Raw genomic sequence first — 15,119 nt, 5'->3', positions numbered from 1 at the left:
GGCGAACGCCATTTCGTGCCGCCCGCAAAGGCGCCTCGAAAGCCGGGCCTGACGGTTTCCCGCCCCAAATCATCCCAAGCGTCCGCCTGCCCGAAGGCAATTCTCCGCGAACTGGCATCGCGGGTATAAACTTAAGCGCAATTGTGCATCTGCGAAAACGCGCCAATGTGTGGTCTAAATTCCAAGAACCGCATGAAAGGATAAGGCCGATGAGCCAGTCTTCCACTCCCGTTGTGGCTCCGGACTTGCTTCAGCTCTGCGACGAGGCCGCCGCCAACGCCGACCGCTTGCTTGCCCGTGCCACCGACAATATCCGCGCCCGCGTCACGGAGGACGGCAAGCTGTCCAACGCGCTGATCGAGCGCGAGCAGCACGCCGCCCACGGTCTTGCGTGGCTGGCGACCTATGCCCAGGCCCTGCGGCAGATGGCGGCCTACGCCCACCGCCTCACCGACGAAGGCCGTTTCGGCGAGACGGAAGCGCTCCTGACCCAGATCGGCGTCGGCGAATACGCGGCGCAGATCCTCGGCGGCATCCCGATGAGCCAGACCGAAATCATCCGCTTTCACGATCTCGACCTGGAACCGGCGGACCGCGATGCTTTCGCGACGCCCGCCGTTGCGGCGCTTATCAAGGCCAACTCTCGTCAGGCGCGCGCGCGGCTCGTCGAACTCGTGGAGCACGCGCAGGGCACGGGGCACTTCGGCGACGGCGGCCTCGACGAAACACTCGAAGCCATGCGCGAGGAGATGCGCCGCTTCGTGGACGCCGAGGTGAAGCCCTTCGCGCATGAATGGCATCTCAAGAACGAATACATCCCGCTCGAAACCATCGAGAAAATGAACGAGCTTGGCGTGTTCGGCCTCACCATCCCGGAGGAATTCGGCGGCCTCGGTCTCGGCAAGGAGGCGATGTGCGTCGTCTCCGAGGAACTGTCGCGCGGCTATATCGGCGTCGGCTCGCTCGGCACGCGGTCTGAGATCGCGGCGGAACTGATCCTCGGCGGCGGCACGCAGGAACAGAAGGAAGAGTGGCTGCCGAAGCTGGCGAGCGGCGAAGTCCTGCCGACGGCGGTCTTCACCGAACCGAACACCGGTTCGGACCTCGCCTCGCTCAAGACGCGCGCAGTGCGCGATGGCGACGTGTACAAGATCACCGGCCAGAAGACGTGGATCACGCATCCCGTTCGCGCGGACCTCATGACGGTGCTGACGCGTACCAACCCGGCGGAGCCCGGCTACAGGGGCCTTTCGATGTTCCTCGCGGAGAAGCCGCGCGGCACGGACGAAAATCCATTCCCGGCCGTCGGTATGTCGGGCGGCGAAATCGAGGTGCTCGGCTATCGCGGCATGAAGGAATACGAGCTTTCGTTCGACGAATTCGAGGTGCCGGTGTCCGGCCTGCTCGGCGGCGAGGAAGGCCAGGGCTTCAAACAGCTCATGCAGACGTTCGAATCCGCGCGCGTGCAGACGGCGGCCCGTGCGGTCGGCGTGGCGCAATCGGCGATGGACCTCGCGTTGCGCTACGCGACGGAGCGTGTGCAATTCGGCAAGACGCTCATCAACTTCCCGCGCGTCTCCGACAAGATCGCCATGATGGCCGCCGAAACGATGATCGCGCGCCAGCTCACTTATTTCGCCGCGCGCGAGAAGGATGGCGGCCGTCGCTGCGATCTCGAAGCGGGCATGGCTAAGCTGCTCGGCGCGCGCGTGGCGTGGGCGGCGGCGGACAACGCGCTGCAGATCCACGGCGGCAACGGCTTCGCGCTCGAATATCCGGTGAGCCGCGTTCTGTGCGATGCGCGTATTCTCAACATCTTCGAGGGCGCGGCGGAAATTCAGGCGCAGGTGATCGCGCGGCGTCTTCTCGAACAGCGGAACTGACGGCGGGGGCCGCCGAACGGAGCCATAACCTTGCTATCGGAACCCCGGGGCGTCTCGCTACCGGGGTTTTTCAGTTCGCGGCGATGGTCGCAGCGTCACGCGCCCCGGGTTGAGGCGATACCTCGGCTGCGCCGGAAGAGCGCGGTTCCGCTCGCTGTCATGATCCTGTAACGCAGCGAGCGCTTGCTTAACCGCGTGGCCAGCGTCAAGCCATATGACTGTGTTGACAAAACCGCCATACCTTTTTTGCCGCTTCCAGCGTAAGGCTTATGCTAGGCGGCTTCGTCCATCGAGAGTGTGCATGCTCCTTCAAACCGTTCGCGCACCCGTCCTTCACACTGTTTCAATCGCCGGTCTCCGGCCTACGCAAATGACTATCGGGCGACGCGAAGTCGAACGGCGCGCAAACGAGCTTGAGACGATGGCGCGGGACGAGCGCCGTCGATATCTCGCCGATCACGCCGTTCCCGTGGTGAAAGGGCCGAAAGGGCGGCTTTATGCCATCGACCGTCACCATTTGCTCGCGGCGCTTCTGCTGTCCGGCGCAGAGAAGGTGGCGGTGAAGACGGTTCTGGACTTCCGCGACATAGACAGCGGCACCTTCTTCGAGGTGATGGACGATCTTGGCCTTGTGCACCCCTTCGACGATGAAGGGCGCCGTCGCGAGTATGACGACCTCCCGCTCCGGATCGACGACATGGCGGACGATCCTTTCCGCAGCCTCGCGGGCGCGTTGCGGCGCGGGGGCGGCTATTCGAAGGACCGTACGCCGTTCAGCGAGTTTCTATGGGCCGACTTCTTGCGGCGGCGGATCGCGCGCACCAGGGTGGAAACGCAGTTCGAGACGGCGCTTGCCCCCGCTCTGGAACTCGCGAGCCGGGGCGAGGCACGAGAGTTGCCGGGCTGGCACGCGAACGGCGGCGTGTCGATTGCCCGCGTTCCTTCGGCGCCGACGCCTGCCTGAGAGCATTCAGAAGATCTTTAGCGCGGGGCGTGCGGCGGACCCCGCAGTCAAAGTCTCCGGCGCAGACACGTCACCCGGATTCTTCGAACGATGCGCTCTGTAAGGATTCCCGGGCTCGAACGGCCAGCGCCTTGTTTATTGGGCGTGACTTGTTTATTGGGCGTGACTTGGCAGGATATTCCGGGCGGGTTTTCATTGCCTCGGTCACGCGCAGGCGGTATGTCCGCGCATCGATCTCAGGACACTCCCTCCAATGCACATGACGAGCGGCGGAAAAGCTACCGCCATCGGCCTTCTTGCCATTCCGCTCTGGGCGTTGCTCCCGACGCTGACCGTGCTTGCGGGCGCGATCCCGCCGCTTGAACTCGTCGCGCTCACCTTCACCATCGGCTCGCTGGCGGGTTTCGTCTGGCTGGCGGCCAACGCGTCCGCGCGGCGGGGCCTCGGTTCGCTCGGCTGGAAGCCGGTCGCGCTCGGCGTGGCGGCGTTCTTCGTCGATCATTTCGCGTTTTTCCTCGCGATGCAGAACGCGCCCGCCGTGGAAGCAAGCCTCGTCAATTATCTCTGGCCGGTGCTGATCGTGATGTTTTCCACGATGCTGCCCGCGCGCGCTTCGGCGGGAAAGCTCACCGTCTGGCATATCTCCGGCGTGTCGATGGCGTTCGCCGGGGCAGCGCTCGCCATCACCGGCGGCGCGGCGCTGTCGCTTGGCGGCAACGCGTTCGGCTACGCGATGGCCGCGACGGCGGCACTGACATGGTCGAGCTATTCGGTGCTGACACGGCTGTTTCGCGGTGTACCGAGCGCGGCCGTCTCCATCTATTGCCTCGGCACGGCGGTGCTGGCGTGGGGAGCGCACCTCGCGCTCGAAGATTTCGTGATGCCCGCGCCGGGCACGCAGCTTTTCGCCATCCTCGCCCTCGGAGCAGGACCGATCGGTCTCGCCTTCTATGTGTGGGACTACGGCTGCAAGCATGGCGACCTGCGCACGCTCGGCGTTCTCGCCTATTTCTCGCCGCTGTTGTCGACGGCGCTTCTGACCGCAACAGGGCTCGGCCCGTCGAAGCCCGCGCTCTGGGTTGCGGCTCTTCTCATTACCGGAGGCGCGATTCTGGCCAGCCGCGATGCGCTGCGCACGATGCGCGGGATGCGGCGCGCGCCAGCATCGGCCTCTGCGCTGGATTAAATCAAAGCGCCGAGTTCGTGAGGCTTCGTGTTCCAAAGCACGATGCGCCAGCCATCGCCGTCGAACCGAAGCGCGCTGACGTTGCCCGTCGCGACCTTGAGGCTGCCGTCGTTGACGGCGGCCTCGAACGCGCCCGGCACGAGCTTGAGGAAATAGCGCAGGACGCCGTTGCTGGTGACGAACAGCGCTGCGTCGCCCGCCGCCGCATCGCGCGCGGCTTCACTGGCAAGCGCCGATGCCCTCGCGTCGATGGCATAGGTGCAGGGCAACCACCCGGCGGAAATCGGCCAGACGCCGCGCTCGTTCCACGCCGCAAGATCCGCGGCGCCGCCCGAAGCCTCGATTTCTTCGGAGCTTTTGCCTTCCCAGTCGCCGTAGTCGATCTCGCGTAGGCGGTCGTCGATGGTAACGGGCACGGTCAAACCGGCAATCGCTGCGGCGATTTCCGCATGTTCGCGCGTGCGTGCGAGCGGCCCGGTGGCTATGCGGCGAATGCGCGGCACGAACGGTTTCAGCGCCTCACCGAGGGCGGCGGCCTGCTCGCGGCCTCTTGGCGTGAGCGGAAGATCGGTGCGCGCGCCAACCCACACGGGCTTTTCGCCCGCTTCAAAGGTGTTGCCATGCCGAGCGAGAATTAGAAGCATCACGCATGCCCTCTGGATGTCTGCAACGCAAGACCGCCGAAGCGGCGCAGCGGTCCGAAAGTAGCAGGAGCTGCGCTTTTGGGAAAGCCGGGAGCGGTGGAATCGACTGCGGCCCGCCGACCCGGCCTTCCTCTCCGACCTAGCGAAGCGCGGGCAGCAGTTCGCCCTCGCGCGCGATGATCGCTTCGGCGACAGGGACGTCGCCCGGCGCATCGATGGAAGAATGCGTGCGCCCGCGATAGTCCACCACGGCGATGCGCACGGTCATGCCGTTCTCAAGCGCGCGGAGCTGCTCCAGCCCTTCGGTCTGTTCGAGCGGCGTTGGCGCGAGCGAGACATAGCGCGAGAGCGCGGCCTTGCGATAGCCGTACAGACCGATATGCCGGTAGACGAAGGCGTGCCCCTCGTTGCGGATATGCGGGATCACTGTTTTCGAGAAGTAGAGCGCGTTGCGGCGCAGATTGAAGGTAACGGTCGTGCCGCTGGCCGGGCGCTCCTTCTTGTGGGCGAGGAATTCCGCAAGCGTCGGCCCGTAGAGGCGCACGGCGGGCGTCACGATCTCGGGCGCTGGATCGATGATCATCTCGTCGATCATGGCTTCCAGCACCCATGGCGGCGTCAGCGGCGCATCGCCCTGAAGGTTGAGGATGATGTCCTCGCGGATATGGGCGCGTCCCACCGCCTCATGCACGCGCTCCGTGCCGTTCGCGCAGTCGGGCGAGGTAAGCGCAACCTCCGCGCCGAAGGCCAGCGCATGCTCGCGAATGCGTTCATCGTCGGTGGCGATGACCACGCGCGACGCCTGCTTCACGCTCGACGCGATGCGCCAGACGCGTTCAAGCATGGAGGTGCCGGAAAGGAGGCACAGCGGTTTGCCGGGGAAACGCGAGGACGCGTATCGCGCCGGGATGACGATTGCGGCGGTCATGATGGCTCGTTACCTGAAGTGCCCGGTTCCTCCGAGCGGAAGGTCTTCGACTGACGGCCAACCATGCCAAGCGCGACGCTCTCGGGCAAGACTTTCATGAGCGCGGAAATCTGCTTCGCCCGGCGGCCGACGACGACCACGGGCTTTCCCTCCATCACGCCGTCGTACCCGGCGACCGCCACCTCAGCCGCCGTGGACCACCACGCCTTGCCGTATTTCGACACCTTGTCGCGCGTTCCGATCACATCGTGAAGTTCGGTGTAAGTGAAGCCGGGGCACAGCGCGGTCGTGAGTACGTTGGCGCCGCGATTTTCGAGAAGCAGCGATTCCGAGAAGCGAATGAGGAAAGCCTTCGACGCGCCGTAAAGCGTGTGGCCCGCCGCGCCGGGAATCAGCCCCGCCAAGGACGCCACGTTGATGATGCGTCCGAAGCGCCGTTGCACCATGGGCGGAAGCAGAACATGCGCGAGTTCGCACGGCACCGTGACCATCACGCGAAGGAAGCGGTCCTGATCGGCCCAAGCGGTCTTCGCGTAATGGCCCGGAACGCTGTAGCCCGCGTTGTTCACGAGGCCGTCCACCGTCAGCACGCGCCGGTCGCTGATCGCGGCGACGAGCTTTTCCACGCTGTCGGGGGCTGCGAGATCCTGCTCGATGGCGATTGCGCCGACCTTGTATTTCGTCTCGATCTCGGCGGCGAGCGCTTCCAGCCGGTCGAGGCGGCGCGCGGTCAGGATCACGTTCCAGCCCTTGGCCGCGAAGACCTTGGCGAACGCCTTGCCGATGCCCGCCGATGCGCCCGTAACCAGGACCGTGCGGCCCCGCACATTTTCCATGTCGCTCCCCCATTTTGTCCCACCGTCGGGGCCGACAGTGCCGAAAAGCGAAGCAAGCGGCAACCGCCCTGAACGTGGCCAGCGAAGGAAAGGCTCTGCTTTCCTTATTCGATGCTGATGCTGGAAACGCGCACTCATGATATGCGTTGCCGGGAAACAGCCATGAGGCGGCGAGCGATGACGTCTTCCAGCGCGCGTTCCAGACGAAGGGCGCTCCGGCGTGAGGGCGCCCGGACTGGCGCAGAAGAATCGCCCGAAGACGGCGGAAAAAATCCGGCCGAGAAGACGAAGCAGGCGGGAGTCCGCCTTGCCCGTGCTCGCGGGTGGTATCACCCGGTTTCGTTCTGGCACTCGCTTCTGATCAGGCCGAGGTTCTATAGCGCCGTTTTTGTCGGACTCTTGGCCTACGCCCTTCTTCCGGACCGCATCGCGATTGCCGTGCGCGCCGCCATCACATGGGATCTCGGCGGCCTGACCTATCTCCTGCTGGCGTTCTCCCTCGATTTCACGAGCGACGCGACGAAGATTGAAAAGCGCGCTGCACGCCGAGACGACAGCCGTCTGGTCATTCTCATCATCATCCTGCTTGCCATAGCCGCGAGTTTCGCCGCCATCGCGGCGGTCGGTCTCGAAGCCAAGCTTGCCGACAAGAGCGCGAATGAAAAATTCGCGCTTGCAGCGCTTGCGCTGTTCACCATCGTCATATCGTGGAGCGTCACGCAGATCGCGTTCGCGCTGCATTACGCCCATGCCTTCTATCGCCCCGATCCGGGCAGCGATGCAGGGCGAGGCCTCGAATTTCCCGGCTGCGAGAAGCCTGATTACTGGGATTTCCTCTACTTCGCGACGTCCATCGGCGCGGCCTCGCAGACGTCGGACACGCTTGTCAAATCGCATGCGCTGCGGCGCCTCGTGACGCTGCACGCGGTCGTGTCATTTTTCTTCAACACGGCCGTATTAGCGCTGACCGTCAATATAGCGGCGAGTCTGGCGGATAAGGAGTCTGCATGGATGCGGTGACGGTTGAACTTCAGGCAAGGCGACGGGCGTGCCTGATCCGCTTCGTCGCGGGTCTCGGCGCGGTGGCAGCGATTGTCGTCTTCAGTTTTTTCTTTATCGATCGACAAATCGCGGGGTTGCTCCGGCCGCATTTCTACGGCGATCCGATTTTCGTGGCGTTGACCTTCATCGCGAAGCCGCTCGCGCCCGCCGCGGCGCTCATCCTCGCGCTGATCGCAACACGGAATTATTTGCGCGGCGGCTCGCTGACCGCACGAGAGGACGAGATGCTGCGTCTTTCGCTTGCCATCGTGGTCTCGGCGGCGCTGGCCGTGCAACTGAAAATCCTGTTCGGCCGCACCTGGCCCGAGACGTGGGTCAATAACAACCCGTCCTGGTTCGTGAATGGCGTCTACGGCTTCTTCCCGCTGACCGACAGCCGGGGCTTTGCCTCCTTCCCGTCGGGCCACACCACCGTTGTCGCGGCCCTTGCGGGGGCGCTCTGGAGGCTCTGGCCGAAGCTGCGCTTCGTGGGCGTGATCGCAACCGCGCTTGTCGGCATCGGCCTTCTCGGCGCGACCTATCACTGGTTTTCGGACATTGTCGCGGGGGCGGTGCTCGGCTTCGTGACGGGACTTGCCGCGGCCGGCATCGGCAAGTCTCAGCCGAACGCCTTGTAAACATATGGAATCAGGACGAAGCCCAGAAGCGCCGCGAGCGAAAGCGCGGTGCCGATGACGACGAGCGCGTGCGGCCTTCCGAAGCCTCGGCGTTTGCGGAGCGGCGGCTCTTCGCTCTCGAACCGAAGCGAGGCATTTTCCACACCGTGGCGGTGTTTGTGATGGTGGGGATGAGCCTTTGCGGGAGGCACCTCGGTCATGGCGCAATCTCTCCTTTCCGATGCAACCGGAATGCACGGGACCGCCGGCTGTTCCGCCGAGCATGTTTCCGAAGCTTGGCTTTTTAGAAATGGCATTAACGCGGGTGCGAAATCCGCTCTTCGCGGCAACACGAAATGAAAGATGAGCAAACTGCCGAAAATAAACCAAATTTGAGCTTGACGGCCTAAGCCCACGCCCCTATTTTGCGCACACTCTGGTGGCAGGTCGTAAGCAGTTTTCGCGCGCTAAAGCGTGCTTTCGCTTAAACACTGCCGCGAAGACACCGGACAACCTTATTCCCGAGACCAAGAGGCAACGCCTCCGAAGTCTCATTCGTCTTCATCGGACTGGAAGGCGGAAATTTCCGTCCCCGGTCCCTACGCCGTTTGATTTGGAAGCGTTGATGCCAACGATACAGCAATTGATCCGCAAGCCGCGCGTCGCGCCGGTCAAGCGAAACAAAGTGCCGGCGATGACGGAATGCCCGCAGAAGCGTGGCGTCTGCACGCGCGTCTATACGACGACGCCGAAGAAGCCGAACTCCGCTCTGCGTAAAGTGGCGCGTGTCCGTCTGACGAACGGCTTCGAAGTGACGAGCTATATTCCTGGCGAAGGCCATAACCTTCAGGAGCACTCCGTGGTGCTTATCCGCGGTGGCCGCGTGAAGGACTTGCCGGGCGTTCGCTATCACATCATCCGCGGCGTGCTCGACACGCAGGGCGTGGCGAAGCGCAGGCAGCGCCGTTCTAAGTATGGCGCGAAGCGGCCGAAGTAAGACTGAGGATTTGAAGCAATGTCACGTCGGCACAGAGCTGATAAGCGCGAGATCATCCCGGACCCGAAATACGGTGACGTGGTTATCACGAAATTCATGAACAGCCTCATGTTCGAGGGCAAGAAGTCTGCGGCCGAAAGCATTGTCTACGGCGCGCTGGGCCGCATCGAACAGAAGGCGAAGCGCGATGGAATCGAGTTGTTCCATGAGGCGCTGAACAACGTGAAGCCGGCCATCGAGGTTCGCTCCCGCCGTGTCGGCGGCGCGACCTATCAGGTGCCGGTCGAAGTCAGAAACGACCGCCGTCAGGCGCTGGCGATCCGCTGGATCATCAACGCGGCGCGCGGGCGCAACGAGAACACGATGGAAGAGCGGCTCTCCGGCGAGTTGCTGGATGCCGCAAACAACCGCGGCACCGCAGTAAAGAAACGCGAAGACACGCACAAGATGGCGGAAGCCAATCGCGCGTTCTCGCATTACCGTTGGTAAAGAATTAGAGACGGCAAAGGCTTGGTCATGGCGCGTCAAACTCCCATCGAAGACTATCGCAATATCGGCATCATGGCTCACATCGATGCCGGTAAGACGACCACGACTGAGCGCATCCTGTATTACACGGGAAAGAGCCACAAGATCGGCGAGGTGCACGATGGCGCCGCGACGATGGACTGGATGGAGCAGGAGCAGGAGCGCGGCATCACGATCACTTCGGCCGCGACGACCGCTTACTGGAAGGGCAAGCGTATCAATATCATCGATACGCCAGGCCACGTGGACTTCACCATCGAAGTCGAGCGCAGCCTTCGCGTGCTCGACGGCGCCGTCGCGCTTCTCGATGCCAACCAGGGTGTCGAGCCGCAGACGGAGACCGTCTGGCGCCAGGGCGACAAGTACAACGTCCCGCGCATGATCTTCGTCAACAAGATGGACAAGATCGGCGCCGATTTCTACGCCTGCGTGCAGTCTGTGATCGACCGTCTCGGCGCGAAGCCGCTGGTTCTGCAGCTCCCGATCGGTTCGGAAAGCGACTTCAAGGGTATTGTCGACCTCATCCGCCAGAAGGCCGTGATCTGGGACGAAGACGTCCTCGGCGCGAGCTTCCGCGACGCCGATATCCCGGCAGATCTCGTGGAGAAGGCTGCGGATTATCGCCACAAGCTCGTGGAGTTGGCTGTCGAACTCGATGACGAAGCCATGGAAGCTTATCTCGAAGGCAATGAGCCGGACGAGGCGAAGCTGAAGGAATTGATTCGTCGCGGCACCATTTCGAGCGCCTTCTATCCGGTGTTCTGCGGTTCCGCGTTCAAGAACAAGGGTGTGCAGCCCCTTCTGGACGGCGTGCTCGACTACCTCCCGTCGCCGGTGGACATTCCGCCGATCAAGGCGATCGACGTCAAGACGGGCGAGGAAACCGTTCGCAAGTCGTCCGACGAAGAGCCGCTCTCCATGCTCGCGTTCAAGATCATGAACGACCCGTTCGTCGGCTCGCTCACGTTCTGCCGCATCTATTCGGGCCGTGTCGAGACGGGCATGCAGCTCATCAACACGGTCAAGGACAAGAAAGAGCGTATCGGTCGCATGCTTCTCATGCACGCGAACAGCCGCGAAGACATCAAGGAAGCGTATGCGGGTGACATCGTCGCCATCGCGTCGCTGAAGGATGTGATCACGGGCGACACGCTGTGCGATCCGCTGAAGCCGGTGATCCTGGAGCGCATGGAGTTCCCGGAACCTGTGATCGAGGTTGCGGTGGAGCCGAAGACGAAGGCCGATCAGGAAAAGATGGGCATGGCGCTGAACCGCCTCGCTCAGGAAGATCCGTCTTTCCGTGTTTCGAGCGATGTCGAAAGCGGCCAGACGATCATCAAGGGCATGGGCGAGCTTCACCTCGAAATCATCGTCGACCGTATGCGTCGCGAATTCAAGGTGGAGGCGACCGTCGGCGCGCCGCAGGTGGCCTACCGCGAGACGATCACGCGGAAGCAGGAAATCGACTATACCCACAAGAAGCAGACCGGCGGTACTGGCCAGTTCGCTCGCGTCAAGCTCGTGATCGAGCCGCAGGAACAGGGTGCGGGCTTCGCTTTCGAATCGAAGATCGTCGGCGGTTCGGTTCCGAAGGAATACATTCCGGGCGTCGAAAAGGGCGTCAAGAGCGTGCTGGACAACGGCATTCTCGCGGGCTTCCCGATGCTCGACATCAAGGTGTCGCTGATCGACGGCGCGTATCACGAAGTGGACTCGAGCGTTCTCGCGTTCGAAATCGCGTCGCGCGCCGCCTTCCGCGAAGGTGCCCAGAAGGCCGGTCCGAAGCTGCTCGAGCCGATCATGAAGGTCGAGGTCGTTTCGCCGGAAGATTACGTCGGCGGCGTCATCGGCGACCTGACCGGCCGCCGTGGCCAGATCCTCGGCCAGGAAATGCGCGGCAACGCCACGGTGATCAACGCCATGGTTCCGCTCGCGAACATGTTCGGTTATGTGAACACTCTTCGCTCGATGAGCCAGGGGCGTGCGCAGTTTACCATGCAGTTTGACCACTATGCGCAGGTTCCGCAGAACGTGGCAGAAGAGGTTCAGGCGAAATTCGCCTGAGAAGGCAAACAAAGTAGGAGCTTTATACCGGGCTAGTCTCTAGGTCGGGATGAAAGAGGAAGAACGGAGAGCCACATGGCCAAGGCAAAATTCTCGCGCAGCAAGCCGCACCTGAACATCGGCACCATCGGTCACGTGGACCATGGCAAGACGTCGCTGACGGCCGCGATCACGAAGGTGCTGGCTGAGACCGGCGGCGCGACGTTTACGGCTTACGACCAGATCGACAAGGCGCCGGAAGAGAAGGCACGCGGCATCACGATTTCGACGTCCCACGTCGAATATGAGACCGCTAACCGCCATTACGCGCACGTCGACTGCCCCGGCCACGCCGACTACGTCAAGAACATGATCACCGGCGCGGCTCAGATGGACGGCGCTATCCTCGTCGTTTCCGCCGCCGACGGCCCGATGCCGCAGACCCGCGAGCACATCCTGCTCGCCCGTCAGGTCGGCGTCCCGGCGCTCGTCGTGTTCATGAACAAGGTCGACCTGCTGGACGACCCGGAGCTGCTGGAACTCGTTGAACTCGAAATCCGCGAGCTGCTGTCGAAGTACGACTTCCCGGGCGACGACATTCCGATCGTCAAGGGTTCGGCCAAGGCCGCGCTCGATGGCGATGCCGGTGCGCTGGGCCGCGAAGCCATTCTCAAGCTCATGGAAGAAGTTGACGCGTTCATTCCGCTGCCGGAGCGTCCGCGTGACCAGCCCTTCCTGATGCCGATCGAAGACGTGTTCTCGATCTCGGGTCGCGGCACGGTGGTGACGGGCCGTATCGAGCGCGGCGTGATCAAGGTCGGTGAGGAAATCGAGATCGTCGGCATCAAGCCGACCGTCAAGTCGATCGTCACGGGCGTCGAAATGTTCCGCAAGCTGCTCGATCAGGGCGAGGCCGGCGACAACGTGGGCTGTCTGCTCCGTGGCATCGACCGTGAAGCCGTCGAGCGCGGTCAGGTTCTCTGCAAGCCCGGTTCGGTGACGCCGCACACGCAGTTCAAGGCCGAGGCCTACATCCTCACGAAGGAAGAAGGCGGTCGTCATACGCCGTTCTTCACCAACTACCGTCCGCAGTTCTACTTCCGCACGACCGACGTGACGGGCGTGGTGAAGCTGCCGGAAGGTACGGAAATGGTCATGCCGGGCGATAACGTCTCGATGGAAGTCGAGCTGATCGTGCCGATCGCCATGGAAGAAAAGCTTCGCTTTGCTATCCGCGAAGGCGGCCGTACAGTCGGCGCCGGCGTGGTTGCCAGCATCATTAAGTAAATAATACGGGGACGACGGAGCGGGCGCTCCAAAAACGGAGCGCCTCTTCTATTGGGAGTTTGATATGGCAGGCCAAACCATTCGCATCCGGCTGAAGGCGTTCGACCACCGCGTGCTCGACGCCTCCACGAAGGAGATTGTCAATACCGCGAAGCGGACGGGCGCGGATGTGCACGGGCCGATCCCGCTCCCGACACGCATCGAGCGGTACACGGTGAACCGCTCGCCGCACATCGACAAGAAGAGCCGCGAGCAGTTCGAGATGCGCACCCACAAGCGCCTGATCGACATCGTCGATCCGACTCCGCAGACGGTTGATGCGCTCATGAAGCTCGACCTCGCGGCGGGCGTGGATGTTGAGATCAAGCTTTAGCGCGTGTCGCTGAAGGTTTTATGACGCTGCGCCCCGTTTGCGGGGAATTCGGGCCGGGCCCGCGCGGCACGTTGGATGCGCCGGCCGCAGGAGCGGATGGCGGGAGTTGAACAAAGGATTCAGCCGCTTCGATAGCGGCGAAGGAAACTGAGGCAGACCGATGCGATCGGGATTGTTGGCACAGAAGGTTGGCATGACGCGAATCTTCACCGAAGCGGGCGAGCATGTGCCCGTAACGGTGTTGAAGCTCGATCAATGCCAGGTGATCGCGCACCGGACGCAGGAAGCGAACGGTTACACGGCGATTCAGGTCGGCGCGGGGTCGCGGAAGGTCAAGAACGTGACGCGCGCTGAGCGCGGCCATTTCGCAAAGGCTCAGGTTGAGCCGAAGGCGAAGGTGGTCGAGTTCCGCGTGACGCCGGAAAATGTCATCGAGATCGGCGCGGAGCTGACGGCAGATCATTTTCTGGAAGGTCAGTTCGTGGACGTGATCGGCACGAGCATCGGCAAGGGCTTCGCAGGCGCGATGAAGCGCTGGAACTTTGGCGGCTTGCGCGCGACTCACGGTGTTTCGATCTCGCACCGCTCTCATGGTTCGACCGGTAACCGTCAGGATCCGGGCAAGACCTTCGCGGGCAAGAAGATGGCAGGCCACATGGGCGTCGACCGCGTCACCACGCAGAATCTGCAGGTGGTGAAGACGGACGTCGAGCGCGGCCTTCTGCTCATCCGCGGCGCCGTTCCCGGCGCAAAGGGCGGCTGGGTGCTCGTGAAGGACGCCGTGAAGAAGCCTCTTCCGAAGGACGCCCCCAAGCCGGGTGCGTTCCGCAAAGCCAACAACGACACCGCGGCTGCGGGAGCGGGGGCATAAATGAAGGCGGAAGTCATCACCCTTGACGCTTCCAATGCGGGAAGCGTGGAATTGGACGACGCAGTGTTTGCGCTGGAGCCTCGCGCGGACATCCTGCAACGCATGGTCCGTTATCAGCTGTCGAAGCGCCAGGCCGGTACGCACAAGGCCAAGGCGCGCAGCGAAGTGAACGGTCCGAACAAGAAGATCTACAAGCAGAAGGGCACAGGTCAGGCCCGTCACGGCAACGACAAGCCGCCGCAGTTCCGCGGTGGCGGTCGCTCCGCAGGTCCGGTTCCGCGCAGCCACGCGCACGATCTGCCGAAGAAGGTCCGCGCGCTCGCTCTGAAGCACGCGCTTTCGACCAAGGCGAAGGCGGATGCGCTCGTCGTTCTCGACAAGGCGGAAGTCGCCGAGCCGAAGACCGCGCAGCTTCGCGGCAAGTTCGCCGGTCTCGGCCTGTCGAACGCGCTCATCATCGATGGCGCCGCGCTGCAGGACAATTTCGCGCTCGCCGCGCGCAACATCCCGAACGTGGATGTGCTGCCGGTTCAGGGCATCAACGTGTACGACATCTTGCGTCGGGATAAGCTCGTGCTGACCCGCGCGGCGCTCGAAGCGCTGGAGGAGCGGTTCAAATGAGGGAAGAAGAACTCTACGACGTGATCCGCTCGCCGATCATCACCGAGAAGTCCACGCTGGTTTCCGAGAACAATCAGGTGGTGTTCAAGGTGGCGATCGACGCGACGAAGCCGGACATCAAGGAGGCCATCGAGCGCCTCTTCAATGTCAACGTCGTTGCCGTCAACACCCTGATCCGCAAGGGCAAGGTGAAGCGGTTCAAGGGCGTCAAGGGCCAGCAGAGCGATTTCAAGAAAGCGATCGTGACCCTGAAAGAGGGCCAATCGATCGACATTACGACAACGCTGTAAGGCAGACTTC

At 63.0% G+C, this 15,119-nt stretch carries 17 protein-coding genes; 13 read left to right on the top strand and 4 right to left on the bottom strand.

Features of this window, described 5'->3' with window-relative positions; genetic code table 11:
• Positions 1-209 precede the first annotated feature (209 nt).
• From EK416_RS14720 to yddG, 3 genes are all read left to right on the top strand, one after another.
• Positions 210-1,883, top strand: coding sequence for an acyl-CoA dehydrogenase family protein (locus EK416_RS14720; protein WP_127078775.1), 1,674 nt, complete (start codon positions 210-212; stop codon positions 1,881-1,883).
• A gap of 301 nt (positions 1,884-2,184) precedes the next feature.
• The gene (locus EK416_RS14715) at positions 2,185-2,847 is read left to right on the top strand and encodes a ParB-like protein (RefSeq protein WP_127078773.1); all 663 of its coding nucleotides are present in this window, start codon (positions 2,185-2,187) and stop codon (positions 2,845-2,847) included.
• Positions 2,848-3,100: 253 nt separating this feature from the next.
• The gene (gene yddG, locus EK416_RS14710; RefSeq protein WP_127078771.1) at positions 3,101-4,033 is read left to right on the top strand and encodes an aromatic amino acid exporter YddG; all 933 of its coding nucleotides are present in this window, start codon (positions 3,101-3,103) and stop codon (positions 4,031-4,033) included.
• Here the strand turns inward: yddG and EK416_RS14705 are convergent.
• From EK416_RS14705 to EK416_RS14695, 3 genes are all read right to left on the bottom strand, one after another.
• The gene (locus EK416_RS14705; RefSeq protein ID WP_245434102.1) at positions 4,030-4,677 is read right to left on the bottom strand and encodes a histidine phosphatase family protein; all 648 of its coding nucleotides are present in this window, start codon (positions 4,675-4,677) and stop codon (positions 4,030-4,032) included. The genes yddG and EK416_RS14705 overlap by 4 nt on opposite strands.
• 139 nt (positions 4,678-4,816) lie before the next feature.
• A complete protein-coding gene (kdsB, locus tag EK416_RS14700) occupies positions 4,817-5,605 on the bottom strand; it encodes a 3-deoxy-manno-octulosonate cytidylyltransferase (protein ID WP_127078767.1) in 789 nt (262 codons plus the stop codon).
• Positions 5,602-6,441, bottom strand: coding sequence for an SDR family NAD(P)-dependent oxidoreductase (locus EK416_RS14695; RefSeq protein ID WP_127078765.1), 840 nt, complete (start codon positions 6,439-6,441; stop codon positions 5,602-5,604). Before EK416_RS14695 ends, kdsB begins: the two co-directional genes overlap by 4 nt.
• A gap of 177 nt (positions 6,442-6,618) precedes the next feature.
• On the opposite strand from EK416_RS14695, the gene EK416_RS14690 reads away from it, so the two are divergent.
• Both EK416_RS14690 and EK416_RS14685 read left to right on the top strand, forming a co-directional pair.
• Positions 6,619-7,461, top strand: a complete 843-nt coding sequence (locus tag EK416_RS14690) for a DUF1345 domain-containing protein (RefSeq protein ID WP_127078763.1) — start codon at positions 6,619-6,621, stop codon at positions 7,459-7,461.
• A complete protein-coding gene (locus tag EK416_RS14685) occupies positions 7,449-8,120 on the top strand; it encodes a phosphatase PAP2 family protein (protein WP_127078761.1) in 672 nt (223 codons plus the stop codon). Before EK416_RS14690 ends, EK416_RS14685 begins: the two co-directional genes overlap by 13 nt.
• On the opposite strand, the gene EK416_RS14680 is transcribed toward EK416_RS14685, so the two are convergent.
• Positions 8,102-8,320, bottom strand: coding sequence for a hypothetical protein (locus EK416_RS14680; protein ID WP_127078759.1), 219 nt, complete (start codon positions 8,318-8,320; stop codon positions 8,102-8,104). The two genes, EK416_RS14685 and EK416_RS14680, sit on opposite strands and share 19 nt — an antisense overlap.
• Before the next feature lie 404 nt (positions 8,321-8,724).
• Between EK416_RS14680 and rpsL the strand changes: the two genes are divergently transcribed.
• From rpsL to EK416_RS14640, 8 genes are all read left to right on the top strand, one after another.
• Positions 8,725-9,096, top strand: coding sequence for a 30S ribosomal protein S12 (gene rpsL, locus EK416_RS14675; RefSeq protein WP_013420548.1), 372 nt, complete (start codon positions 8,725-8,727; stop codon positions 9,094-9,096).
• Positions 9,097-9,114: 18 nt separating this feature from the next.
• Positions 9,115-9,585: a 30S ribosomal protein S7 gene (gene rpsG, locus EK416_RS14670; protein WP_127078757.1), complete on the top strand. Its 471-nt coding sequence runs from the start codon at positions 9,115-9,117 to the stop codon at positions 9,583-9,585.
• Between the two features lie 27 nt (positions 9,586-9,612).
• Positions 9,613-11,688 (top strand): elongation factor G, encoded by a 2,076-nt coding sequence (gene fusA, locus EK416_RS14665; RefSeq protein WP_127078755.1) that lies wholly within the window; start codon positions 9,613-9,615, stop codon positions 11,686-11,688.
• A 75-nt stretch (positions 11,689-11,763) separates the two neighbouring features.
• A complete protein-coding gene (gene tuf, locus EK416_RS14660) occupies positions 11,764-12,954 on the top strand; it encodes an elongation factor Tu (RefSeq protein ID WP_127078753.1) in 1,191 nt (396 codons plus the stop codon).
• A gap of 64 nt (positions 12,955-13,018) precedes the next feature.
• Complete coding sequence (gene rpsJ, locus EK416_RS14655) at positions 13,019-13,327, top strand: 30S ribosomal protein S10 (RefSeq protein ID WP_013420552.1); 309 nt, start codon at positions 13,019-13,021, stop codon at positions 13,325-13,327.
• A gap of 160 nt (positions 13,328-13,487) precedes the next feature.
• Positions 13,488-14,198, top strand: coding sequence for a 50S ribosomal protein L3 (gene rplC / locus EK416_RS14650; protein ID WP_127078751.1), 711 nt, complete (start codon positions 13,488-13,490; stop codon positions 14,196-14,198).
• A complete protein-coding gene (gene rplD / locus EK416_RS14645; protein ID WP_127078749.1) occupies positions 14,199-14,819 on the top strand; it encodes a 50S ribosomal protein L4 in 621 nt (206 codons plus the stop codon).
• A complete protein-coding gene (locus tag EK416_RS14640; RefSeq protein ID WP_127078747.1) occupies positions 14,816-15,109 on the top strand; it encodes a 50S ribosomal protein L23 in 294 nt (97 codons plus the stop codon). The genes rplD and EK416_RS14640 overlap by 4 nt, the downstream gene beginning before the upstream one ends.
• Positions 15,110-15,119: the final 10 nt, after the last annotated feature.

The sequence above is a fragment of the Rhodomicrobium lacus genome (genome assembly GCF_003992725.1).
Lineage (GTDB): Bacteria > Pseudomonadota > Alphaproteobacteria > Rhizobiales > Rhodomicrobiaceae > Rhodomicrobium > Rhodomicrobium lacus.
The sequence above is the reverse complement of the archived record's forward strand: the minus strand, read 5'-3'. Positions and strand labels throughout refer to the sequence as shown.